This window comes from Planctomycetaceae bacterium, from assembly GCA_041398825.1.
In the GTDB taxonomy this organism is placed as follows: Bacteria; Planctomycetota; Planctomycetia; order Planctomycetales; family Planctomycetaceae; genus F1-80-MAGs062.
In genome coordinates this window covers 230,033-253,977 of record JAWKTX010000012.1, presented here as the reverse complement: position 1 = coordinate 253,977, position 23,945 = coordinate 230,033, and the positions used below count along the sequence as shown (strand labels likewise).

23 protein-coding genes are annotated in these 23,945 nt (G+C 53.9%); 17 read left to right on the top strand and 6 right to left on the bottom strand.

Translation table 11 applies throughout. From position 1 onward, the window contains the following. The 3 genes from R3C20_20875 to R3C20_20865 form a co-directional block, all read left to right on the top strand. On the top strand, positions 1-774 hold a 774-nt coding region (locus R3C20_20875; protein MEZ6042964.1), incomplete at its 5' end, for a DUF4253 domain-containing protein. Positions 775-1,484: 710 nt separating this feature from the next. Continuing rightward, entirely contained in the window at positions 1,485-1,625 is a 141-nt protein-coding gene (locus tag R3C20_20870; protein ID MEZ6042963.1) for a hypothetical protein, read from the top strand. 1,633 nt (positions 1,626-3,258) lie between these two features. Then, on the top strand, positions 3,259-3,735 hold the full coding sequence (locus R3C20_20865) for a hypothetical protein (protein ID MEZ6042962.1): 477 nt from the start codon (positions 3,259-3,261) through the stop codon (positions 3,733-3,735). Between the two features lie 200 nt (positions 3,736-3,935). Here R3C20_20865 and R3C20_20860 read toward each other — a convergent pair whose 3' ends face one another. Continuing rightward, positions 3,936-4,133 (bottom strand): hypothetical protein, encoded by a 198-nt coding sequence (locus R3C20_20860; GenBank protein ID MEZ6042961.1) that lies wholly within the window; start codon positions 4,131-4,133, stop codon positions 3,936-3,938. An 859-nt stretch (positions 4,134-4,992) separates the two neighbouring features. Here R3C20_20860 and R3C20_20855 point away from each other — a divergent pair. Beyond that, positions 4,993-6,096 carry a two-component regulator propeller domain-containing protein gene (locus R3C20_20855; GenBank protein MEZ6042960.1) on the top strand — a complete coding sequence of 368 codons (1,104 nt, stop codon included), beginning with the start codon at positions 4,993-4,995 and terminating at the stop codon, positions 6,094-6,096. A 377-nt stretch (positions 6,097-6,473) separates the two neighbouring features. Here the strand turns inward: R3C20_20855 and R3C20_20850 are convergent, their stop codons facing one another. After that, complete coding sequence (locus tag R3C20_20850; protein ID MEZ6042959.1) at positions 6,474-6,626, bottom strand: hypothetical protein; 153 nt, start codon at positions 6,624-6,626, stop codon at positions 6,474-6,476. 645 nt (positions 6,627-7,271) lie between these two features. On the opposite strand from R3C20_20850, the gene R3C20_20845 reads away from it, so the two are divergent. After that, positions 7,272-8,045 (top strand): hypothetical protein, encoded by a 774-nt coding sequence (locus tag R3C20_20845; protein MEZ6042958.1) that lies wholly within the window; start codon positions 7,272-7,274, stop codon positions 8,043-8,045. Between the two features lie 16 nt (positions 8,046-8,061). Next, entirely contained in the window at positions 8,062-8,370 is a 309-nt protein-coding gene (locus R3C20_20840; GenBank protein ID MEZ6042957.1) for a hypothetical protein, read from the top strand. 308 nt (positions 8,371-8,678) lie between these two features. Here R3C20_20840 and R3C20_20835 read toward each other — a convergent pair whose 3' ends face one another. Then, a complete protein-coding gene (locus R3C20_20835; protein MEZ6042956.1) occupies positions 8,679-9,257 on the bottom strand; it encodes a hypothetical protein in 579 nt (192 codons plus the stop codon). Between the two features lie 429 nt (positions 9,258-9,686). Between R3C20_20835 and R3C20_20830 the strand changes: the two genes are divergently transcribed. The 11 genes from R3C20_20830 (at position 9,687) to selA (ending at position 21,299) form a co-directional block, all read left to right on the top strand. Beyond that, positions 9,687-10,121: a hypothetical protein gene (locus R3C20_20830; protein ID MEZ6042955.1), complete on the top strand. Its 435-nt coding sequence runs from the start codon at positions 9,687-9,689 to the stop codon at positions 10,119-10,121. 682 nt (positions 10,122-10,803) lie between these two features. After that, positions 10,804-11,289: a hypothetical protein gene (locus R3C20_20825; protein MEZ6042954.1), complete on the top strand. Its 486-nt coding sequence runs from the start codon at positions 10,804-10,806 to the stop codon at positions 11,287-11,289. Between the two features lie 124 nt (positions 11,290-11,413). Beyond that, positions 11,414-11,791, top strand: a complete 378-nt coding sequence (locus R3C20_20820; GenBank protein ID MEZ6042953.1) for a hypothetical protein — start codon at positions 11,414-11,416, stop codon at positions 11,789-11,791. Positions 11,792-11,885: 94 nt separating this feature from the next. Further along, entirely contained in the window at positions 11,886-12,677 is a 792-nt protein-coding gene (locus R3C20_20815; protein ID MEZ6042952.1) for an MBL fold metallo-hydrolase, read from the top strand. A 106-nt stretch (positions 12,678-12,783) separates the two neighbouring features. Further along, a complete protein-coding gene (locus R3C20_20810; GenBank protein MEZ6042951.1) occupies positions 12,784-13,173 on the top strand; it encodes an SgcJ/EcaC family oxidoreductase in 390 nt (129 codons plus the stop codon). Between the two features lie 299 nt (positions 13,174-13,472). After that, a complete protein-coding gene (locus tag R3C20_20805; GenBank protein ID MEZ6042950.1) occupies positions 13,473-13,799 on the top strand; it encodes a DUF5076 domain-containing protein in 327 nt (108 codons plus the stop codon). Between the two features lie 408 nt (positions 13,800-14,207). Further along, a complete protein-coding gene (locus R3C20_20800; GenBank protein ID MEZ6042949.1) occupies positions 14,208-15,617 on the top strand; it encodes an HD domain-containing protein in 1,410 nt (469 codons plus the stop codon). 200 nt (positions 15,618-15,817) lie between these two features. Next, positions 15,818-16,765: a TIM barrel protein gene (locus R3C20_20795; GenBank protein MEZ6042948.1), complete on the top strand. Its 948-nt coding sequence runs from the start codon at positions 15,818-15,820 to the stop codon at positions 16,763-16,765. 216 nt (positions 16,766-16,981) lie between these two features. Then, positions 16,982-17,686, top strand: coding sequence for a 16S rRNA (guanine(527)-N(7))-methyltransferase RsmG (gene rsmG, locus R3C20_20790; GenBank protein MEZ6042947.1), 705 nt, complete (start codon positions 16,982-16,984; stop codon positions 17,684-17,686). A gap of 603 nt (positions 17,687-18,289) precedes the next feature. Continuing rightward, positions 18,290-19,621 (top strand): porin, encoded by a 1,332-nt coding sequence (locus R3C20_20785; protein ID MEZ6042946.1) that lies wholly within the window; start codon positions 18,290-18,292, stop codon positions 19,619-19,621. A 250-nt stretch (positions 19,622-19,871) separates the two neighbouring features. Then, on the top strand, positions 19,872-21,299 hold the full coding sequence (gene selA / locus R3C20_20780; GenBank protein ID MEZ6042945.1) for an L-seryl-tRNA(Sec) selenium transferase: 1,428 nt from the start codon (positions 19,872-19,874) through the stop codon (positions 21,297-21,299). A 239-nt stretch (positions 21,300-21,538) separates the two neighbouring features. Here the strand turns inward: selA and R3C20_20775 are convergent, their stop codons facing one another. The 3 genes from R3C20_20775 to R3C20_20765 form a co-directional block, all read right to left on the bottom strand. Further along, positions 21,539-21,979 carry a hypothetical protein gene (locus tag R3C20_20775; GenBank protein ID MEZ6042944.1) on the bottom strand — a complete coding sequence of 147 codons (441 nt, stop codon included), beginning with the start codon at positions 21,977-21,979 and terminating at the stop codon, positions 21,539-21,541. Between the two features lie 15 nt (positions 21,980-21,994). Beyond that, a complete protein-coding gene (locus tag R3C20_20770; GenBank protein ID MEZ6042943.1) occupies positions 21,995-22,528 on the bottom strand; it encodes an ACT domain-containing protein in 534 nt (177 codons plus the stop codon). 131 nt (positions 22,529-22,659) lie between these two features. Further along, a complete protein-coding gene (locus tag R3C20_20765; GenBank protein ID MEZ6042942.1) occupies positions 22,660-23,868 on the bottom strand; it encodes a 3-oxoacyl-[acyl-carrier-protein] synthase III C-terminal domain-containing protein in 1,209 nt (402 codons plus the stop codon). Positions 23,869-23,945: the final 77 nt, after the last annotated feature.

Below are 23,945 nucleotides of genomic sequence, written 5' to 3'. Positions count from 1 at the left end.
GGTTGGACACCCATTCTAGTCGGTGAATCAATCTGCGGCGTCAATCATGCAATCAACCAATTTGCAGATTACGCCACTCAGGCGTCAGCTTCGGTGCCTGCGGATTTCAATGCCAGGCTGTTGTTTCGATCTGCCGACGAGTCGATCGCCGCTGCGAACGAACTTCCATTTGACAAATGGCTTAATCATACACGAGATCGGCAACTTCAGTCGGACCTCAAGCTGGCCGAGGCAAAGCACTACGAGTCCCTCGGGCAGAATGGCCTGGCAAAAGTGATGTACGATTGGGCAGAGGGCATTCTCAGGTTCCCTGCATGGACCTTCACCCCATCGGATCATTCACCCCTGCCACCAGAAGAAAGAATGGCAGCACAATTCTCTCCTCTGTCCATTCGCACTTGGGATCCCGACACAAAGGCTCTTACTATCCCATCCTGCGTCAGTGTCCTCTTTTGTCCCACACCCAAGCCCTGTGAAATCCCCGCATACACATTCTTTGCTACAGACGACGGAGTCATTCCGCCACAGGTCCATACGGCTTTTCTTACCTGGTTACACGAACGATATGGGGCGGACATCATTGCGATAGTGCCCCGAATCATCGAAGTAATTCCAAAATCACGCCCAACGGAGTGGGAGTCGGCATGCCGCTTGGCGGCCGATATCAGGTCATACGCACAGTGTACTATCAATTCTTCATCTGAGGTTGATACATTAGAACAGTGGGCCTCCTACCTCATCGACAGCACCGTTTGGAGCTTGTGCTGGCTCTAGTTTCGCATAACAAACAGATGCAGCCGGATTGCCGATGGGCTGCGCACACAATGGAGAATCAGTCGCGGCAACCGGCTGATCTTTGTTGTTATTTGGCAACGGTAGTACTCGTGTAGGTTCGTGATGTTGCGCGGTTTGAATCGCGCTCTTGCTGAGAGTCGGCTGATGGCCGGTGACGTCTCTTTGACACGCGAACGCCCATCCCGGTCATGCTCGTCCGGAGCCACTGACATCGTCGGTAGAATTGCTGCGGTCGACAGCCGATTCCAAATGAAAACATAGCTCAACCTGCGGGGGACATAAAAGGTGTCAGGGACATAAAAGGTGTCAGGACCCGTTTTATTGGGACGCGTTTTGCAGTTGCTCGGTCTGCCCGGGTTTCATCGCCAGATCGCGTCGAAACAGAGACCGATCTCTTCGCCGCTCCGCCACTTCGAGGATGCCGCCGCAATCGTTGCACGAACACCAGTCACATCCGAATCAAAGCCCAAATCCGCCGGAACCGAACCACTATCAAATCGCCAATCCCAGGGTGATAACCCGTCGCCCCATCGGTAAACTTCTCCGCAGCGGATTCCTTATCGTGATGAATCCCGCAAGCAAACAACCGAGCCACAATCACTCGCAAAGCGGCAAAGTTCAACGCTCGATCTATACGTCGGCTAATAGATCGCGATTCGTTCTGTCGCTCACTTACTCTGTCGTGACCCATGGAATTTACCGTGATCGCAGCCTCCGGTATCGCCGAAGCAGCTTGGATGCTGGCCATGATGTTGATGGGGGCGGTATGCTCATCATCGGCTTCATTTCGTTTCTCGCCGCTTTACTGGGCGCGCGAAAACTTGCAATGACGGCGCTGTCCTCATCGCGTTATTCACCCTGTTCTTCCAGCCGTGAAACTGCTTTGTGCCGTTCGAGGCCGAAGCGTATGAAGATCCCGACGTCGTTGACGCAGCAGAGGACTTTCGAATACTTGGCATCGGTTGGATCGTTGCGTTGATGTTTGTGTTCGCAACTTCGATTTTTGCTTGGCGGAAAAAAGTGTTGCCACCCGCCACCCGCAATGGAGCCCCCAATACCAACACTGTAGAATTCACGAGCATGTCAATAAGGGAGGAACACAAGTCAACGCCCTACGATTGCTCTTATCAGCAGGCTCAGAAACCGCGGCAGAACCCTAGTGGATTAGAAACTCGCGAAGCCGAGTTCTAATCTTTTGTTCAAGGAGCCCGGAGCGATGTTCGGGCTTTTTTGTTGCAGCAATGATGCAGTTGTGAGACAGGAGTCGATTTGAGTCGCTTGGCGGCCGGAATTTTGTTGCTTTGGGACCAGCTTTTCCGAGTGACGCGGAGGAGCAGCGGACTCAGTTCTGAACAATTTCAGAACGAGTGATCGCGAGATCAAAGAACGACCACGGAATTCCAGCGGCGGTGGTCGTATGCATGTGAAGCATTCGAACTGCATTGGATGATCGCAGACCAGACAGCGCCCGACCGTTGTCTGGCGTACGAGTCAGCCTTGGCGGAGTCCAGTTGATGTTCAGATCGCTTCGAAACAGACATCGATCTCTTCGCCACTCCGAAGATGCCGCCCCATTCGTTGCTCGAACAACAGTCCATCCGAATCAATCCCAAAATCCGCCGGAACTGAACCACCGTCAAATCGCCAATGCCAGGGTGACAACCCCTTGCCCCATCGGTAAACTACTCCGTAGCGGATCCATTATCGTGATGAATCCCGCAAGCCAACAACCGAGCCGCAAGCACTCGCAAAGCGGCAAAGTTCAACGCACGACCTCTACGCCAGCATCCTACCGTCGCATAGATCGCAATTCGTTATTTGGTAAGTAGCACACACTCATGAGCTTCAACTCTGATTTCGAGAGAGCATTCATGCAGCGCAGCCTTCGCTCGTTCAGGACTATGAGGGTCCTCACGATGCAACACTTCTCCTGAATTGTCTCCTCGGGCTGCTAATTGTCCCAAAAGAGAGCTGCATAAAATCCATCCCGAACCAGCCGATGAGCGAACTGGCCGGTGGGGCATTTCTCCCGACGCAATTCTCAGCGTCGGAACATCACGCGGTGAAGACGACAACCCACAAACGCTTCGTGGGTTGGTTTGGCGGCTTCGAAATGCGGTCGCACATTTTCGATTCCGCCCCTATCCTGAACGGGGCGAAGTCCAAGGATTCAATTTCCATGACCAAAGTGGGTTTAAGGCCATGGTGCCAGTCGCAGACCTAAGGGTGTTTGTTGAGAAGCTTGCACAAAGACTCGAGCAGATGTAATACCAGCATGTTGCTGACGCGGTGAGATTACACATGCGTTTTCGCAACACTGAGCCAGCCAAATAACTAGCCAATGCACCCAAGCGGCGAAGTCGGGCGTTTTCAAATGGACAATCTCTTGTCGCTGCCAGGTGATTGGCGTCGTTATTTAGCAAAGACTCCTGCTGTGCTCACATCATTCCTGAACCGCCAACAATGACACTTGGTACATTTCGCCAACAGATTGGGTTCATGTTCTTCATCGCCTCTGCGATTCTATCCGTCATTGGCGATTATGTTTGGGCGTACCACTTTGCCTCGTACGATCGAAAATTCCCCACACCATGGAGCGTCTTTGAGCTCAGTCTACAGATCAGCATGTTAGTGGTACCCATTACCGTTGTCTTGTTTCTGCTACCAACACTTCTGAACCCTGAGTTCACTCTGGCGTCCCCGTCATTGGCCGATTACAGCTGCGCCGGCGTCCTTGGTGGAATAGTTCAATTGGCAATCTTGTTGTCCCCGCACATTGTTGATCGAGCTAGTCTATTTCTCACTACACTGGTCCTCGCACCTATTGTGGCGGGTGGCACGTTCGCGCGACTGCGGCGGCGTGATTCCGTTACTGCAAAGCCACTCGAAGCCCAACTATCACAACCCAGCGAAAAGCCAAATAACAAAAAATCGGGATAGGGGTCAGCCTTGCGGCTAGGCCCCCCACGCCACCCGGCATGCGGGTCCGCACCGGGCGGTTCAGATCTTTCGCAGTGAGTGTCTGCCAGATTGTGAACAGGCTGGCTAATCCCTCGTGAGCGAGATAGTCCAGCGACAGTGCTTCGTGCTGGCTTTGCTGGACGACAGCGCCCACGGACCTTTGCGACTGCAACCATGGGTCACGCTTCGTCTTCTTTCACGCCGAGTTGACGCAGGTTCGCGATCCTCGTGCGGAAGCTTCGCCAGTGCTTCCAGTAGCAAGCCCGATGCGACGGCGGATCCACTTGTCGAGGTCCGCGAAGTACGTTTTGATCGGCGCGAAAACGAAAGTAAGCCACCCAGCCCTGAAAGTAGCGACTCGTGAAGGGATGAGACATCGACACGCCGCGGTTGCGACGTGTGATCTGCTTGACGCGGTGAGGATTTCTGACGCCGGGGATCGCTAACTGGGCAGCGCCAGGTTGTCGTTTGGAGTGCGGCGACTTGTCGCAGCTTTGGCTTTGATTCACCACTTCGAGTTTCCGCGAGCGGCAGGTTAAAATTGACGGATCGCACAATTGGTCAAAACTCTGAATCGCTCGGAATTCTGATCATTTACGCGGCAGACCTCGGCCAGAATTCCTGTCAGTTCCGTGACACGCCCAGGGACCTTCGCTTCTGCCGATCGCCAGATTCAACGAAGATTGGGTGCCTCGCGTGTTGTCGTAAATGCTTCCGGAATAGCCCCCCCTTTCGAAGATCGTTTGTCAGAAGAATCCAAAGCGGCGACAAGTCTCCGCACTCCAAGGTGGCGATTGTCAAACCCGGCCCCAAAGAAGAGCAACGAGGCCGCACACCTTCGCAGGCTTCCTCCCCACGGATCGTCACCTCACCGCAGTTGCCCTCGCCTCGTACTTCACTCACAAAGAAACATTTGGCATACTGCCTCCTCAATGAGTCCCGTTTTCGTACAGGGACTTTCACCCCGCAAGTCCACGCCCATGTTGGGCGTACCGGTGAACCGGAGTTGCCAAAGACGGTTTCAGACATGGCAAGTTGACTGGCGGCAACCCGGTTAACGCGTTATTCCTCTTTTCAACGAAGCTTAGCTAATCACGTCTCTGGGTTGCGTTGCTCCGGAGTTGCGCTGGTCCAACAGTCGACCTGCGTTTGAACCGATTCGCTTTGGATTTCGTAGCATTTCCATGCTCGTACAACTCGGTCATCACCGTGAGATTGCAACCAATGCTAAAACCAGTGTCCATTTTAATTGTTTGTCTGAATTCTTTATTCGTGGGTTGCAACAAACAATCCATTCCTTCAGGCGGTCCCGTTACGAAAAACGCGGCTTTATCAGAAAGTGCCGTCACGCCACAATCAACCCATGGCTCCAAAACATCTTCTTCAACCATTATGTTACCGCTGGAGCGGACACTTGTAGTCGACGTGGACCCGAATGCTGAAATTAGTGGTGTCGTCCGAAGTGTTTTTCAAGATTCAAAAGGAGTTCTTTGGATAGGCGGCGAATGCGACCTGTTCCGCAACGACGGAAGCACGCTGACCAGCTACGACATCAAAGACGATCTGGGACGCGGTGTCACGATCAAGAAGATCGTCGAAGACAAAGCCGGCAACATATGGTGTGGAACAACGGGCGGCATCACTCGGATTGACGGCAAGTCATTTACGAGCTACGGCGAACAGCACGGCCTGATCGGCCGCGATGTCTGGAGCATGGCCGTTGACGCGAGCGGCGCGATATGGATCGGCTCCATCGAGGGCGTCTGCCGATTCGACGGAAAGACGTTTTCCCCCTTCGCAATTCCAGAAGCCCAGCCCGATCCAACCCGAGGCGTGACGAGCGGCAAGATCGTGCATTGCATCACGGTGGACCACAAAGGGCAAGTGTGGTTCGGCACCAACGGAGGAGCGTACGTCTACGACGGAAAGACACTCACAAACATCTCCGAGCGCGACGGCCTGCCGAACAACGCCGTTGGCAGTATTCTCGAAGACAAGTCGGGAAACATCTGGTTCGGGACGATTCACGGGGGAATCAGTCGGTTTGATGGAAAGGACTTCACAAACTTCACTGAGCAGGGAGTCGTTGAAGGCAAGGAGATTTGGTGCATTCACGAAGGTCGAGCCGGGAACGTTTGGTTCTCCGCTAAGAACTCTCCTTTGTACCGACATGACGGCAACACATTCATCAAAGTGAAAGAGCAGGACGGCATCACGTCGCTCGCGTTCACCATCCTGGAAGACAACAGCGGACAGCTTTGGCTCGGCGGCGCGAATGGTCTCTTTCGGTATGACGGTCATGCATTTGTTCGGGTCACAAGAAATGGCGAGTGGCAGTAGCATTAGGCAACGCACCGTTGCAGGATGCTGGACACAAAAGACACAAAAGGTGTCAAAGACACAAAAGGTGTCAGGAAGACACAAAAGGTGTCAGGAAGACACAAAAGGTGTCAGGCACCGTTTTGATTAGGACGCGTCTTGCAGTTGCTCGGTCTGGCCAGGTGTCATCGCCGGATAGCGCACGGCGATTCACTCTACAACGAATCACAGTCAGCCCCGCCTCCGTTTGCGCAATATTCAAAGGCTCCAGCCAGCCCGCACTTCGACGAACGGGCCATGCAGACAGTGAGACATCCTTCGCAGCAATGCGAGGCCAGCATCGTTTCGATCGCGGGAGCCGGATGAATGACAGCGTCTCTGACAGCACCAGTTGATGTTCAGATCGCTTCGAAACAGAAACCGATCTCTTCGCCGCTGCCCCACTTCGAGAATGCCGCCGCAACCGTTGCTCGAACAACAGTCGCATCCGAATCAATGCCAAAATCCGCCGGAATCGAACGACCATCAAATCGCCATTCCCAGGGTGACAACCCCTTGCCCCATCAGTAAACTGCTCCGCAGCGGATCCATTACTGTGATGGATCCCACTAGCCAACAACCGAGCTGCAAGCACTCGCAAAGCGGCAAAGTTCAACGCACGATCTCTACGCCTGCATCCTGCCATCGCAGAGATCGCAATTCGTTAACCCACCAGGTGTACGTTTGGAAAAACTCGAATCTACCGAATCCAACCCCTGCGCAGCCACTGCCGCGCCGATTGCCAGCGTCGCCCCCGCCAACCGACCTTGGACGCCAGCACGAATCATCGCCTTGGTACTTGCCGTAAGCGGTCTCGTGTTCGCGCCAATCGCGTGGATCACACCTGTCTTTTGGCCGGGTTACATTGTGTGGATCGGGTGGATCGCAATTGCGGGTGGCTACTCGCGAGTCAATCGGCCCTGGTTCTGGGTGTTGAGCCTTCTTTGGAATCTGCTTATTACATTGATGCTGTTGTCTGCAACATGGCCTCATATTTACGTAAAATTTCATTCGATCGCGGCATGCATTCTGTCCTTAATCGCGATGCTAATGGTGTTGCGGCCGAAGTCAGAACCTACTTGTCTTGCAGAAATAGTTCGAGACAGTAACTCAATGCTGTCTGAAAAGAACGAGAAGTAGGCATCGCATGCTGGGGAATGGCGGTGGAAAGTGTCATTTCACAATCATCATCAATTCCCGCCCCGGTGACACGGGACGACTACGAAGCCAAAATGGAACATGCGTGGACACACTGCTACCGGATGCGTCCAAACTTCCGAAACGTAGGGCTCGTCTGCATCGTCTTCTTTGCGGTCATCGGCGTATTCTCGACTCTGGCCGCCTATTTCAACATTGACGGATCGTTTGCTCGTCCAGAACTGGGCGCACTGGTTTTTGGCCTGTTCTGGTCTGGATTCACATGCCTGGGACTTTGGCTGCTGTTGCTCTATCACAAGTATCGTTTGTTCGTCAGCGATTTACAGTTATGTCAGATTGGGGTCGTGCAGGACAGCCAGATAGATCTGAACCTGGTCGATGAATTGAGATGGCGACGGTTTCCGAAAGGCGGAAGCGTCCGAATGTCCGGCATGTGTGGTGTGATCAAGATTGAGCTTGGCAACCTTGACATCGTCGATCGTGAAAACCTGATTACTTCGAGGATGCCGCCGCAATCGTTGCTCGAACAACAGTCGCATCCAAATCAATGCAAAAATCCACCGGAATCCGACCTGCATCAAATCATCAATCCCAGGGTGACAAGCCGTTGCCCCATCGGTAGACTGTTCCGTAGCGGATCCATCAACGTGATGAATCCCGCAGGCCAACAACCGAGCCGTAAGCACTCGCAAAGCGGCAAAGTTCAACGCACGATCTCTACGCCAGCATCCTGCCATCGCATAGACCGCAATTCGTTATGCAGCATGCTTTGACTAATTACGAGTGCTGATGAAATCCCCAACGCGACCTTCCGGCCGAACGATAGGCATGCTGCTGACATTCTTCGGTGTCGTTGGGGCATCAGCTGTGCTGCTGCAATGGATCCCTGGCGTTCGACAGAACGTCGCATTACTCGCCTTGTCATTGATGTCCCTGTTCGTCGGGAGACGCATTTCCATCCAAGCTGGCGGCTCCGCGGAGTTGGTCGCGCGCGGTGCGACAGCGACTATGCTCACTCTGCTAATTGTCGCGGCCATAATGGTTGCTGTTGCGGTCGCGATTGTATTCGCCTTTTTCGCACTCCTCGCGGAGCGATAGCAAAATTTGCTGCCATGCGTCGCGACCTGGAGGAGGTGTCTGCCAGAATCTGGGCAGGAATATCACCAGGCGAAAAGACATCGTCGATCTCTGTCGCGTCGGAAGAAATAGACAGACTGCCATCACGGATCCACCGACGGGGTACCCTGGAGACTTAGAATTTCCACAAAACGTGGCCGACTGACGTTGACCATCGTTGGCACTTTGGTCGCGATAAAGTGTTCGAGCATTGCCTTCCAGCCGTGGTCGAGTGCGAACTGGCGTTCTAACCTTAACTTAACGGACCGTCGAAAAACCGGGAAGAGGGTTTAGGGAAAATCAAACTTTGCCGCCGCGATTGCCGCAACGATGTCCGAGTCGTCAATTCCGTCTGGAATCCACTCTTCAGGGTTTTCAACGGATCTAAGTTGCTTGATCGCTACCAGACAGCTTTCTTTGTAACGTGGTTCGAACAATGCAGCCCAGCCTGAACACGCGTTCGTGAACGCAAAAACGATCCGTCCATCTTTCTTCCAGCCATTCTTTACCAACGATTTAATCTTCCGAAAAAGGCTCGACGCAAGTAGGTGGTGAAAATCATGGTTGGTAGCCACTTCGTCACGCATGAGACGGAAGACATCAGCTGCGGCGACCGAATCGCCTCCGAGCTCTTTTGCAAGGTCCTGAAAGGTACTGCTCGGACGATGCTTCGAATAATCGAGGAAGGTAACGTAGCCGAGGTCCTTCAGTGTGCTGTATGGATCAATTCGATTTGGCAGACTCGTCATTGCATACTCTGGGTTGTTGGGGGTCTTTGCCTGGTCGAGTTGGTCGTCAGGAATATCGAGCAATTCGTTTGGAGTAAGGTGGCGTCCTTCAATTTCCTCGGCAATGTCAGGTCGATCCATTACTTGCTGGTTCCACTCGTCATCTCACGCATCACGCCCGAGGATTCAGTCGCCACCACCATGTATCGCATGATGCTCCGCTCCCGACAACTTAAAAGTGTAGTTATCAATTTCAATGCCCCCTATCTTCAAAAACGACCTGTGTGGAAAACCGTGATGTCGCGGATGTCGCTCAATTCCCATTCGTTGTGCCGTTGTTTCGCTGATCAAATCCGCCGGAACCGAACCACCATCAAATCGCCAATCCCAGGGTGACAACGCCTTACCCCATCAGTAAACTGCTCAGCAGCGGATTCCTTACCGTGATGAATTCCGCAAGCCAACAACCGAGCCGCAATCACTCGCGAAGCGGCAACGTTCAACGTTCGATCTATGCGCCAGCATCCTGCTGTCGCATAGATCGCAATTCGTTATTCCGGGTAAAGCGAAATGAGCAACGAAGCTGTGGTTGGAGCGTCGGCATCGGAAGCGCCAGCAGTTTCCGGGTTCCGCCACACCCGATGGTTTCTGCTCGCGTACTATTTGCTCTCTGCGTTGGGTGGTGTTCGCAGCGCGTGGCCCACGGTTCCGTTGCTTCTGGACATGATGCTGCCCCTCGCCCTGTACGACGTGGCCAGTTGGTGGATGATCGCCGACGCTCGCGCACGTGGCCGCAGTGTTCCCCTCTTGTCGCAACAATGGCTTTTCCTGGCCGCGTGGCTGCTGGTTCCCATCTACGTGATTTGGAGTCGCGGCTGGCGAGGGCTCGGATACGTGACCCTGCACGCCGTGCTCGGATCTCTGCTGGCAGCAGTAAGCATGAATGCCGTAGCCGTTCTCTACCATGCCGTTGTTCCAAGCCTTAACGCAGAATTGGCGAACTAAGCAATGCAGCGGATTTGCGACAAAATCCGGCGGTGTAGTCCGCGTAATGTCGCGAGCCGCTGACTGCCGGTGTCAGTCAACGAAAGGCGAGTGGCGTTGAGAATCCCGGTTGACTCCAGCATGAAGTCGTTAAGCTGATTGCGGATATGCCTGGATACAATTGACAAGTGTCGTCCATCCATAGTCATTGGTTCTCATCAATTTGTCTCAACGATGACGTTGTCCGCGCCATCGCATTCCTTGTTCAAGTGAACCCTCGGAGAAATCATGTGAAGTCTGAACCGGAGTGCAATTATCCGCTCTACCGGCAATACGGCTGCCAAATTGCGATGTTGTGTTGTGTCGCAGGATACCTGGCTGCGTATGGAGTGTTCATGAAGCGGGTGCACTTCCCAGGCAGCCTCGGCTTTTTTGCGTGCCCGGTGTACCACTCGGATTCGCAAATGGACGATCTGTTATATGACGTGTTCTATCCGCTGCATTTCGTAGACAGAAAATGTCGTCAACATTATTGGTCATGCAGGGGTTGGAATGACAACCTTGAAAACTGACTCGTTAAGTACGGGAGAACACGAAAGGTGTTGGACACCGTATTCATTGAGTCCGGGTGGTCCGTGAGGACGAGTCGTGATGTCCAGACCCAGCTTTTCAGTTGCTCCGTCTGGCCAGGTGTCATCGCCAAATGGCGAATCACGATTCACACTACGACGGATCGCAGTCAGCTCCGCCTCCGTTTGCGCAACAGTCACATGCCCCAGCCAGCCCGCACTTCGACGAAGGGGCCATGCAGACAGCGAGACATCATTCGCAGCGATGCGAGGCCAGCATCGTTTCGAACGCGGGAGCCGGATGGATGACAGCGTCTCTGACAACACCAGCATCTCACGGATTTCCGATTCTTATTCAGTCAGATTTCGGATGGTCAGCGGCCACTTTCAGCCGAATCGTCATTCAACAATACGGCGACGAAAGCGGTGAATTCAGTTGCGTTTATGCTTCATTCATGGATGAGACCCCGCCTGCCTATCGCATCAATGTTACCGTTTTGATGATACCATACTGGTTTGCGTTAGTTTCGTGTCTGCCGAGCCCTATCCTGTTTTGGTTCTGCCGACTTCGCACCACAAATCGAAGCGTGGATCCTGCATGCGGTGACACAATAACGTGATGCAGCGGAGTTGTGGACCGAACATTTGCCGGTTTACTGCAACTCAGTTGCCACACCCCCCTGATCACATGCTTTTGCCGACAGAAGCGATGTTTCTTTTTGCTGGAACGATTGGCGCACACCTGTGGATGAAAACAATCTGTACAAGCCATCAATCGACCGCAGCGGTAGTCGCGACAGCACCACGAGACACTCGACAAATGAGAACTCACCGCGATCGACAGCATTCACAGCATTTCTATTCGCCTCAGCTGCGACAATGCTCACGTACGCAGCAGCGAACCTATACGCTCGGTCGTACGATCCCTGGCTTACACCACGCTTCACAGAATACATGCGCATTTGGTGGGCTATTGGAAAGCCGATGCTGGCTGTGATGATGCTGCTTGTTCCGATCGGAATTGTGCTGCTGCTTCGAACCCGCTCTACTTCGCGACGCTTGATCATCACGTTCCTGGTCGTGACAATGACGGCCCTTCCGGTCTTATTGGGAGTACCGTGACAGCTGTACTGGTCGCAGAATGCAGTCGCGACGATTCAGGCTCCATCGTCCTGGACAGCGTAACCAAGCTGGCCGATCACATAGTCGTTTTGCCATGGAAACAATGGTGCGAATCGAACACTTAAACTTCGGCTGGCTGCACAAGCCTCCGTTGCCGCCGGCATGTTGCCACTGTCTTGTGATCCTGTCCGGGCATCAAGCTATCCTGGTTGACACCGGAATCGGCATGCACGATGTCAACGATCCCCATCAGCGCATCGGGGCCGAGACCATCGATGCAGCTGGCTTCAAGTTTCTTCCGGAAGCAACAGCGATTCGTCAGTTAGCATCACTCGGAATCTCGGCTTCCACAGTCACTGATATCGTATTGACACACTGTGACTCCGACCATGCGGGTGGCCTTTCAGATTTTCCGCATGCGCGTGTTCACGTATCGGCGGAAGAAAAAGACAACCTTGACGCCGGTAATCCTCGGTACACACCCCAGCAATTCTCGCACGGGCCTGACTGGCACACCTACTCAAAAAACGACTCCGACATATTCGGGCTGCCCTCACGGCGGATCAGGACGTCATCAGACACAGACATTCGACTTGTCCCCCTTTTTGGCCACACCCATGGGCATTGCGGGGTTGCAATCAATCACGACGGTGCGTGGACGCTTCATGTTGGTGACGCGTATTATCTGCGCGACGAATTGACGAATGAAAATCACCCTGTCAGCCAGCTTGCGACGCTTCGGGCTGACAACAATGAACTTCGCATCCAATCACTCGGCAAGTTGAGACAGCTGACTCGACAGAGTGGCTTCGATCTGACCTACTTCGGCTACCATGACGTTACTGAATTGCCCGACAACATTCCGATGCTCGATGACGTGGCATAAACCGTGGCATGAACGCAAAGCTGCCGACAGCACGTTTTAAGGTCGAGCATCGACTGTGCCGACCCGGTTATTCCGACCGTTCGTCGTTCCGGTGAGATCCAAACACATGACAGATGATATTGCGATTCGTGACCTTCAACGAACCTGGTTGCGCGCGACAGAAGACGGTGACATCGCCACAATCAGCGGACTAATGACCGACGATGTTGTGTTCCTGACACCGGGAAGACCACCGTTTGGACGGCAGGAGTTCATTCAGTCATTCCAGGGAATGATCGGTCAGGTTGCAATGCATTGTCGCGGAGAATACGAGGAAATCATCGTCACTGGCGACTTCGCTTATGCCAGGGCTCGACTCGACATCACTGTGACGCCAAAGATCGGTGGTGTTCCGAAACATTTATCAGGAAATACTCTGTCAATTCTTCGGCGATCCCCCAACGGCGAATGGAAACTTTGTCGCGATGCAAACCTGCTGACGCCGGCAGACAGCTGAGGGAACCGAAAACACGACGAACCGTGCCAAGTGGCCAGCGGATTTTGAAGTGAACGTGAACTCCCCCGCCGGGCGTTGATGGAAGGAGTTTGATGGCAAGTCAATTGAGGTAGTGGCACCGAATGATTCATTTGCAACTTTCTCTTCATCGTTTGCTAAGCCTTGGAATCCTCGCAATATTCCTTTCGGTGGCCTGCAGTACTCTTACGACTACGACGTTCGCGGTTCTGTCGATGGGGAGCTGCTCGCTGGTGTTGCTGTCGAATTGAATGTTCGTCGATGAAAGTCAGACTGTTCCTATGAAAGACAACCGTCGACCACTGATAATGCCAACAGCCGCTGAGGCTGACATGAACGCAGTTGAGATGGCACGAATCTGGCTTGCGCAAAACAAACTTCATTGCGTGTTGAACATCGGGCACTGGAAGGAAACATCAGGAATTGACGAGCGAAATGCCTGGGGGATCGTCTTGGCTGACATTGCCCGGCATGTTTCACTTGCACTTGAGGATTCAACCGGTACGGATTCCCGTGAGAACCTGAAAATGATCTTCAAATCGTTTCAGAGTGAACTCGCTCATAAGACATCCGAGCACGCCGGGGAATGGCCTGAAGGTAGACCGTAGCTCGTCGTCGCACGCGGGAAATCAAGGGACAGCAAATGAACCGAGGTTGTCGATCGGTCGTTTTCGCCAGGAGAAGCAGCTTTAACTGTCCGTTGAAAACCGCAACAGGCAGGACGACTGGAAACGATCGTGTTTTCAGGTCTCCTGCTTGAGCCAGTCCCGTTCTTCAACCGGCTGTTAAAGTTGCTTCGGTGACCGGTGGAAATGTCTTCAGACCCTGATTTTCCTGACGGCAGGCTCGGCGTTTCACTGATTGCATTCGCCCGCTAGGATACCGCGGGCGGGGCAGGCAGCTCTGTCGTTTGAGACATCGCCGGCACGAAATCAACTGGTGGGCGCAACGCTGTCACAGCACTCTGTCTGCGTGGTCGGCCTGCAAGCACAGACATTAGAGAGTGTTTTGAATTCATGGTTCGCGACTTCAATACCGAGAGTCTCTCGCACGACCCGATTCATGGCTACATTCCGTTTATTTCCCGAGTTGGTTTGCCGGAAGGGGAAGCGGCTGAGCAGGATTTGATTGATCATCCCTGGGTTCAGCGGCTGCGGCAGATTCATCAGCTGCAGACGGCGTGGTGGGTGTTTCCGTCGGCTGAGCACATGCGATTTCAGCACGTTCTGGGTGTCATGCATCTGGGATCGGTAACGGTCAACGCGTGGTATGAATCTCTGTCAGATGCGTGCCGCAACGTCCCCTCGCGAGCCTACGTCGAAAGCCTGGTTCGCATTGCGGGACTCCTTCACGACGTGGGGCATGGTCCGTTTGGGCACTTTTTCGATGATCATTACCTGGATCAGTTCGATCTGACGCACGAAGATATCGGTAGTCACATCATCGAACACGAACTGGGTGAGATTATTCGTCGAATTCGGCGCAACCCATCCGGAAAGCTCACGGCTCTTGAGGAACTGGATCCTCGTCAGGTTGCCTGGCTGATCCGGAGACCAGGTGGTAGTCCGGCTGATGACGAAGGACACCCGGACTGGCTGCTTAAGCTGCGATCTCTATTCAGTGGCATTTACACCGTGGACAATATGGACTTTGTCCTGCGAGATGCTTTCATGTCCGGGTATAACACGCGGGCGTTCGATATTTCGCGTCTGATCCATTACAGCTTTTTCACGAACCAGGGACTGACAATTCATTCTCGAGGCCTGCCAACGCTGATCAATTTCATCGAGACGCGGGCCAATCTCTTTCGAACAATTTACTTCCATCGTACTGTTCGTGGCATTGATATCGCGCTGGAAGACTACTTCACACAAACGATGCAGCGGATGTTTCCGGGGAACCCACTTGAGCATTTGAAGGCGTACCAGGGACTGACCGAAACGTCTTTTCTGGTGGATGTTTCACGATGGGCCGACAGTGAAGACGAGCAGCTCAGGGAGCTGGGAGTTCACTGGAAGGCCATCCTGAATCGTGATGAGATGTGGAGAATGGCCTGTGAGCGTACTTTGCATTTTCACAGCGGTCAGGCCGAAAGCACCACCATCTTTTCGGAACCTGATTTGATGGAACGTCGTATTCGGGAACATCTGCCAAAGTCCATTCAGAAGATTCCACTGCGGATTGATGTGGCTCGCCATTATCATCGCCCCAGTGCACGGCGGCCGGTGGGCAAACAGAATTACTGGTACGATCCGGCCAGTGGGCAGTCTTTCGAACTGGATGACGACGAGTTATTCAGGAGCCTGCCAACCAGCTTCATCATTTTCCGCATCTACAGCCGCGACCACGGCCACGATAAGGAGCTGAGCGCGGCATTGCAAAAGGTATCCGGAGGCACCGGGGGCGATACGAAAACCAACATGTAGGCGCAGGCGTGTGTCGTGAATTCGGGAAGATTCCTGGGACTCGGGGGGCGCATCACTTCTGTGAGATGTCTTGGGAAGCGCGGTAAGTTCCTGCAGATGAACAATGCTTCGGTCGCTCAGCGTTGGCGTGGGTATCTCCGGCGGGTAACATAGTCGGCAGCGATCTCTTCCCGCCTTCATTCCTCAACTGGACTTCCGCGATGAATCTCCCATCCGTCTCTCGCCGCGACTTTCTTCATTATGCAGGACTGATGACGGCAGCCGCCGGTGTTCCCGGGGCTGCGTCCTCTGTTTTGGCTGCAAACGCCAACGCTATCAGCACTGTGGCTCCTGTTGAAAACGGATTGAAGGGCCGCATGTATAAGACCCTGAAAATAGGAATGGTACGTGTCGAGGGAACGCTGACCGACAAATTCAAGGCGGCCAAAGCGGCCGGATTCGATGGGATCGAATTAAACGCTCCGACAATCGACATCGAAGAGACCCGCAAAGCCGTAGCAGAGAGTGGCCTGCCTGTTGATGGCACCGTCAATTCAACACATTGGTCGGTTCGACACACAGACGCAGATCCTGCTGTGCGTGCTCAGGCGCTCGAATCACTGCAGACCGCGCTTCGGTCAACGCATGCAGTTGGTGGGCACACCACGCTGCTGGTCGTTGGGCATGGAAAAGATGGTGACGAGGCGGAAATCTGGAAGCGTTCCATTGAGAACATCTCCAAGGCGATCCCTCTGGCGGCAGAACTGGGTGTTGCGATCGCCATCGAAAACGTCTGGAATCATTTCCTTTACGACCACAGCGGAGATTCTAACCAGACCGCCGACAAATTCGTTCGATACGTGGATGAGCTGAATTCACCGTGGGTCGGCATGCAGTTTGACATCGGTAATCACTGGAAGTACGGCAGCATGGGCGATTGGATTCGTCAACTTGGTCGCCGCATCATCAAGCTGGACGTCAAAGGGTTCTCCCGCCAGGAAGACAAGTTCAAGGAAATCACGGAAGGTGATATCGACTGGGCTGACGTACGTGCCGCATTGCACGAAATCAACTATCACGGCTGGGTGGCTGCTGAAGTTTCCGGCGGCAACCTGGAAAAACTGACAACGATTGCAGGGCAAATGGATAAAGCCTTTGGCCTGGCATGACTTCTATCCAACGGTCTGATTCGACAGCCAACAGGGGTCCGAGGCCTGTTGAGCGTTGTCGATTCGTGCGGAGTATGTCTGTTGCGACGTCAGAAATCTGATGCCGCAACAGACTGTTCGAGGCGGTTTGAAGGAATCTGCCTGAAATCAATGGACATTCCCGCTATGGATCTGCCAGCTTAGTTCGGTGCAGGCTCCAATTCTCTGAATGAATTTATGACAACCAACGAATCTGATATGCCGGAAGATGCTGCGACTTCGCATCCGGAGACATTACCTCAGGAAACGTCCGATACGCTTTCGATGGCTCTCGAAACCTTCGATGTCAAAGTTGATTCGCGAGCGGTGCCCGAGCTGGAGCGATACTGCGAATTGTTGTGGGACTGGAATTCGAAGCTGAATCTCACTCGGCACACAGACTTCGATGCTTTTGTGACTCGGGATCTGATCGACACGCAACACCTGATCGATCAGATTCCGAAGGGGGCCAGGGTTCTGGATGTTGGTTCGGGGGGTGGTGTTCCGGGCATACCGGCGGCTATTCTCAGACCGGACCTTCGGATTTCACTGGCAGATTCGGTTGCAAAGAAAGCGGCCGCGCTGCAATCAATCGTGCAAACGATGAACCTGAAGGTGGCTGTTCAGCCGGACCGGGCGGAAAACGTCCTGAAGCGGAAGCGATTCGATGTCGTGACAGCTCGCGCAGTCGCCCCGGCTGAGAAAATGCTGCGATGGTTCGAGCAGCGCTGGGACTCGATCGGCGAATTGCTGCTGATCAAGGGTCGGCGATGGCCGGACGAAGAAGCAGCCGCTGCGGAAGCCGGCTTGCTCGATCACCTTCGGGTCGAAATCATAGATTCCTGGAGCACCTGTGGCCGAGACGGTAACAGCGTACTTGTCAGCATAAGCCGGATCAAATAGCCCGTTCTGAACAGCCCTGTTCAAGACCTGGCCCTGCATCGCGGAATTCAGGACCACAGTGCAGGGCCGGGGAGTATTCACGTTTGGGGCCCCGCCAATTGGGCGATTGGGTATTCGTACTGGCCCCCGCTGTTGCTGCGTGGCCTCTGCCTACAGGTCTGCGGAATCCGCATCTGCTGACTTGCATCGGCAGTCATTGCCGATTTCAAAAGATGTTCCCGTCCTGGTTACTGTTACAGGCGACAATGGCCTGAGTTTGTTTCAAGGGACGAATTCAGCCTTACATTTCGATTCAGGCAATCTGGGTAAATTGAACGCTAAGTCACCTCGGTGGACATGAAACTGGCATCGGTTTGGTCATAACACCTAAACATTGTTGCTGTTGCATCACCGATAAGAATCCTGTTCAGAGGTCCGGACAGAATTTGATCAAACTGAAAACAAGTTTGATCAGGTGGTGCGGTCTTCTTCTTGTCGGGCAGCCCTGAATTCGCAGTGACTCCAATGGCTGTTCAATAGTTTTTGTGTCTTTCAGCGCACGCACTTCGGGAGGAGCTGCTGGCATGAGAGATTCGCGGAACCGAAGGGAAAGAGGGTTTCGAAATGCTGAAACGAACATGGAAGTCATGGCTCGCAACCACTGCGATGGTATGCGGGCTAGCGACGGGAACGACCTACGCATCGGACGGTTGTTGTGCACCAACCACAGCAAGCGCCTGTTGCCAACAATGTGACCAGATCTTTGCTGATGCTGGTCAGAAGCTGTCAGACCAGCTGGCTTCAATGAGTTGCTGCAACGCAGCTTCCTGCTGTGCTCCGCCTGCCGTTTCCTGCTGTGCTCCGTCCGCATGTGGCGACCCCTGCAGCCTTGACAGCTGCATCGCAGATGCTTGTGGCGAAGCTGGTTGTGGCGACGGCTGTGGAGAAGGGTGCGATTCGCTGTTCGGTGAATGCGGAAGCGGCATCACGATTGGCGGATGGGCACAATTCGGCTATCACAGTGGTGTGACACCACTGTCAACGGTCCGCAATCAGGGTTTGGCGTTCAACGACCATCCACACCGACTGAACCTGCATCAGGGCTGGTTGTACGCAGAGAAAATTGCTGATGGATCAAATGGACTGGACTGGGGTTTCCGAGCCGATTTCATGTACGGTGTCGACGCTTCGTCAACACAGGCATTCGGCAACAATCCTGGACGGTTTGATTTCCAGAACGGCTGGGATCGTGGTGCAGGCTACGGCTGGGCACTTCCACAGTTGTACGCAGAAGTTGCCGCTGGCGACGTCAGCGTCAAGATTGGTCACTTCTATACTCTGGTCGGGTACGAAGTTGTGACTGCTCCTGGTAACTTCTTCTACAGCCACGCTCTGACAATGTACAACAGCGAGCCGTTCACGCACACGGGTGCAATCGCCACGTACAATGCGTCAGACGAACTGACTCTGTACGGTGGATGGACAGCTGGCTGGGATACTGGTTTCGACCGATTCAACAGCGGCAGCAACTTCCTTGGTGGTTTCAGCTCTTCGCTCACAGAAGACGTGACGCTGACTTACATCAACACTGTTGGTAACCTTGGATGGCGTGGCCACGGCTATTCACACAGTATCGTTGTGGATACCGCAGTTAATGACAAACTGAACTATGTTCTGCAGAGCGACGTTGTTCGCGCCGGGGCATACGACACCATTGGCATCAACAATTACCTGTTCTACACGCTGACCGACAACGTGAAGGCTGGTACGCGAGTTGAATGGTGGAAAGCAGATGGCTTCTCTCGTTATGAAGCCACCTGGGGTGTTAACGTAACTCCAATGGAAAACCTGGTTGTGCGACCTGAAGTTCGCTACGACTGGGGTGCTGACCCAAACAATGGCGGTGCTGACCTGACGACAACGACGTTCGGCATTGACGCGATCCTTTCATTCTAGAATCTGAACACGGCTGTTACTGACCAGAGCGTATGCTCGTGCGAAACACAGCTCCGGGGCCTCCCCTTCGTTCAGCCTGTGTAGGTCAGAATCAGTCCCGAATCGATTCGAAATTCCGCAGTCGGAGTGATCCGGCTGCGGTTTTTTTTGGTCCAGTGATTACCCTTCACAACAATCTGCATCGTATTCTGCAGAAGAACGCCGGATCGCAGATACCGGTGCTGATGAATCAATTTCGGAAAACACCAAAGTGAAACATGGTCTCTCGCTGCTTCCATCGGTCACAGAGTTGCTTCAGGCATGCGATCAATGTCCGCAGCTGAGCCGAGTGCCGAATCTGTTATTGAAACGCTGGATCCGCACGACGTTACACGAACGACGTTCAGAACTGGCTGAAGGCAGGGCACTTGACCATGAAGATCGCCACTCTGAAAAGAATCTCCTGACGGGCCGACTGCGTTTGCTGGCAACAAGGTCAGAGAATCAGCAGATCCGAAAAGTCATCAACGCGACGGGCATCGTGATCCACACAGGTCTCGGAAGATCACCGCTGAGCCAATGGGCTCTTTCCGCCATCGCTGATTGCAGCGGATGCGCCAACGTTGAACTGAATCTTGAGACCGGCCAGCGCACTCACAGAGGGTTTCAGACGGAAGAAAAACTGCAGGCATTAACAGGTTGTGAAGACAGCATAATTGTCAACAACAATGCCGCAGCCACACTGCTGACGCTGCACGCGGTTCAGGAAGGCGTGCGTAACGAGGTGCTGATTAGTCGCGGGCAGTTGGTCGAGATTGGTGGTTCTTTCCGGCTGCCTGAAATCTTTTCACTGAGTGGTGCCATGATGCGGGAGATCGGCACAACGAATCGAACTCGGCTGAGCGACTATGAAATCAACATCCGTGCGACGACGGCTGCCATCCTTCGCGTGCATCCATCGAATTACAGGGTGGTAGGCTTTACCGAATCGCCGTCCATCAGTGCTCTTTGCCAACTTGGCCAACGAAACGGTTTGCCTGTCATCGACGACATCGGAAGCGGTAGCCTGATCGATCCCGCGCAATCGAACGGAGTCACTCAGACATTATCCGCACCGGTTCAGGCCGCGGATGAACCCACATTCTCTGCATCGCTGGCAGCGGGTGCGGATCTCGTCCTGGGAAGCGGAGACAAATTGCTGGGCGGACCACAATGTGGAATCATCGTGGGAAGCCGACACTGGATCCGTCGACTTCGGCAGCATCCGCTCGCCCGTGCGGTGCGCGTCGACAAGCTGACACTGGCCGCGTTATCCGCAACGCTCGATCATTATCTGAATCATCAAATCGACCAGATTCCCGTCTGGCGCATGCTTCGCGAAACTGTGCCTGACCTCCGATGCCGAGCGGAATGGCTGGCATCTCAGCTTCCCATTTCGGACCGGGCAACGATCGATATCGAAGCGGATGAATCGGAAACCGGGGGCGGATCGCTGCCGACAATGTTACTACCAACGATTGTTCTTCGGCTCCGGGTTCAGGGCATTTCGACCAATATACTGGCCCAGCGACTGAGAACCGGACGTCCAGGTGTTGTTCCCCGGATTTCCGATGATGCAGTCGTCATCGATTTACGGAGTGTCTTGCCTGAAGACGTGGGGGTTCTTGCAGAATGCCTGACGAAAGTCATGTTACCCTGACAACAGCGTCGCGGTCGCTGAGCTGACTTTATGGTACGACCGTGGTCTTCGTGGGCGAATCAACTCGTCCGTTTCGTCCCGCTTTCAGAGCACCAGTCCGGGGCGAGAATCTGACATGTTGGGTACCAATCGGCGGGCTGTATCCCCCTGCGTTCGAAGCTTCCCGGTTCGGGGGCATTCAACGAGTCATCACGGAAGGTTCAAGAGACACCGCATTTGCGACGACCTGGGCCGGTCGATTACTTCAACCACCCTCGGCTCTTACAAAAGACAGCGTAGGGCACTAACGCAACCGCAACGGCTATCACCACGGGGGACACTCCGACGCCCATAATCCGAATTGTATCACTCAGCAGATACATGTAGACATTCTGCGCGATCACACCGAGCATTGATACCGCCAGCAGTGGTGGTGCCAGCCTGGACTTCCATATTAATGCGAGACAGCCCAGGACACCGAAAACCACCGCCACTCCGAATGCGATGTTGACCCAGCCTGGGGTCGACAGGGTCAGGTTGATTTGTTCCTCATTCAGGCCGGCCTCTGACATTGCTTCCCGGCTGCTGAAGACGGTCATGGCCATCACGAATACAGCCAGGCCAAAAAGATTCCAGACCAGCAACAGTCCATTAACGATCTTCGTCCAGGCTGGCATTGCAACTTTTTCAGCTTCTGTCACCGCGCAATTCCTTCTTCAGACCGGCACGTCTCGGAGTTCGACGGTCGCCTCAAACGGCTCGCCTGCGGCCTGAAGCTCTTTCAGCAGATCTTCAATTCCGCATTCGGTTGGCACAGCCACCTTCATCACCATTTCAAAGCCCGCGGCATCGGATGTCCGCACGGCATGCATCCCGGTGATGTCAACACGTCGAATACTCAGCACGGAAGACAGTTTCCGCAGGACACCGGGACGATTGTTGCCACCGATTCTCAGGGCATGAATCTGCGAATTCGTTCCGTTGCCGGAATCAGACAAGTCTCTCGCCGGATCCTTGACGCCGATTTCGATATCAAAGGGTCGGCAAACGTCGTTCAAGTGGTCACGAATAATGCCTTCATCGATGTTTTCCGGGAATTCCGCGGAGAAAATCATGGTGAAGAACCCGCGTACGACGGTCTGGCTCATTTCACGCAGGTCAGCGCCCAGTTCTCCCATCGCCTTTGTCACGGCCGAAAGAATCCCCGCGCGGTTCGCTGCTGTCATGGTGATGATGAGTTCTCGAGACATCCGACTGCCTTCCTCAGTAGTTCCAACACCGGACCACAGTTCAAACACCGGACCAGGAAGGCCCTCTGCGTTTGATCGGCAGGTTTCCGATCGGCCTGTGTCCGATGAACCTGTGTCCGATGAGCCTGCCGTCAGGTCTGGTTTGGTACCGAAACCGACTTTGCTTCAACACGCGATGAGTTGTTTGCGGGGGCCACCTGACAGTTAAGTATACCATTTACCCATCGAAAACAGGCGTGACCGGCGGACATATGATTTTCAATTTCCGCCATACAAATACCGGCAGCAAGCAGAATGATATGATCGCCTTGCTGGACCGGCGGAAACTGGTTTGCTGCGAGCACCTGGTCCAGTCGGGACAGAATGGTTGGCACAGAGCACGAGATCGTGTTGCCATACTGGTCCAGATTGTTCAGAAACTGGAAGTCCGGGAACTCCTGGCGGGCCGTTGCAATCAATGCGCGGAGCAACTTGCCACTGGGTTGGTGTGGTAAGACGATGACGCGTTCGCCCGGCTGGCGATCAATCGACATGATCGCATTGCGCAGGTTGTTCAGCATCAATTCGATGCCGTTCAGAAAAACAGGTTCTGCGTTCATCCGCATGACATTGCGGTAACTCGACTCACCGCGGAAAGTGAAGCAATCTGCCCATTCTTTATGGAACAGGGGATTGGAATTTGGTCGACGTTCTACCGGAATCTTAAAATCATCCGCCCGAATTACAGAAAAGGGCAGACCTGTTTGTGAACCACTCACATCAGCGTCGATGCCGGGAATCCCCTGCAAAACGGCTGCGGCTGCCCCGGCCGATACAATTCCGCAGAACAAACGGTCCGATCCATCATGCCATGTTTCGGGGGTTTCCACGGCGAGAATGGCAATCCGAGTGTTCGGACTTCGATGCGATTCCAGCCATTCTGCGCCGTCCTGCAGCATTTTCAGAAAGCCGCAACAGCCGTAGTTGACGGGTTGGATGAGCGATCGAGGAAGCTCGTGCCGCCGCGTGAGCGTGCTTGCGAGATCGACCACTTCCTGACCACTGGTATGGGAATGACACAGAAAGACCTTCGCAAAATCCCCCAGCATGATGCCGGTGGTCGATTCCAGTCGATTGATCAGTCGTTCTGCCAGATCGATGGCGGTGCGGCCTGTTGCAAGAATCCGGCGGTTCGAAATGCCCGTCGATCGACGGATAGCATCTATGCTGGAGAAGCCGGATTGGTTGCCGAGCTTCGATAACTCCACAATGCGGTCGTTATTCAGCGATTCGAACAGATCAATCTGATCGAACACGTCGACAATGTGGGTCAATGCGGGATGTGTAAGCTGTGAAACCATCAGTGGCTACCAGAACTTGCTATTTGACTTGCCCGCGGAACATCGACAACACAACCATATCCAAGTGATCGCGTTAA

Bases quoted from the DNA above. Each gene is read 5' to 3' on its own strand.
- R3C20_20865 (MEZ6042962.1), top strand. From the start codon at position 3,259: ATGACACTTGGTACATTTCGCCAACAGATTGGGTTCATGTTCTTCATC.
- R3C20_20785 (MEZ6042946.1), top strand. From the start codon at position 18,290: ATGCTGAAACGAACATGGAAGTCATGGCTCGCAACCACTGCGATGGTA.
- R3C20_20835 (MEZ6042956.1), bottom strand. From the start codon at position 9,257: ATGGATCGACCTGACATTGCCGAGGAAATTGAAGGACGCCACCTTACT.
- R3C20_20840 (MEZ6042957.1), top strand. From the start codon at position 8,062: ATGAAATCCCCAACGCGACCTTCCGGCCGAACGATAGGCATGCTGCTG.
- R3C20_20765 (MEZ6042942.1), bottom strand. From the start codon at position 23,868: ATGGTTTCACAGCTTACACATCCCGCATTGACCCACATTGTCGACGTG.
- R3C20_20815 (MEZ6042952.1), top strand. From the start codon at position 11,886: ATGGAAACAATGGTGCGAATCGAACACTTAAACTTCGGCTGGCTGCAC.
- R3C20_20770 (MEZ6042943.1), bottom strand. From the start codon at position 22,528: ATGTCTCGAGAACTCATCATCACCATGACAGCAGCGAACCGCGCGGGG.
- R3C20_20805 (MEZ6042950.1), top strand. From the start codon at position 13,473: ATGAAAGACAACCGTCGACCACTGATAATGCCAACAGCCGCTGAGGCT.
- R3C20_20860 (MEZ6042961.1), bottom strand. From the start codon at position 4,133: ATGTCTCATCCCTTCACGAGTCGCTACTTTCAGGGCTGGGTGGCTTAC.
- R3C20_20825 (MEZ6042954.1), top strand. From the start codon at position 10,804: ATGGCGAATCACGATTCACACTACGACGGATCGCAGTCAGCTCCGCCT.
- R3C20_20800 (MEZ6042949.1), top strand. From the start codon at position 14,208: ATGGTTCGCGACTTCAATACCGAGAGTCTCTCGCACGACCCGATTCAT.
- R3C20_20870 (MEZ6042963.1), top strand. From the start codon at position 1,485: ATGGAATTTACCGTGATCGCAGCCTCCGGTATCGCCGAAGCAGCTTGG.
- rsmG (MEZ6042947.1), top strand. From the start codon at position 16,982: ATGACAACCAACGAATCTGATATGCCGGAAGATGCTGCGACTTCGCAT.
- R3C20_20810 (MEZ6042951.1), top strand. From the start codon at position 12,784: ATGACAGATGATATTGCGATTCGTGACCTTCAACGAACCTGGTTGCGC.
- R3C20_20795 (MEZ6042948.1), top strand. From the start codon at position 15,818: ATGAATCTCCCATCCGTCTCTCGCCGCGACTTTCTTCATTATGCAGGA.
- R3C20_20830 (MEZ6042955.1), top strand. From the start codon at position 9,687: ATGAGCAACGAAGCTGTGGTTGGAGCGTCGGCATCGGAAGCGCCAGCA.
- R3C20_20845 (MEZ6042958.1), top strand. From the start codon at position 7,272: ATGGCGGTGGAAAGTGTCATTTCACAATCATCATCAATTCCCGCCCCG.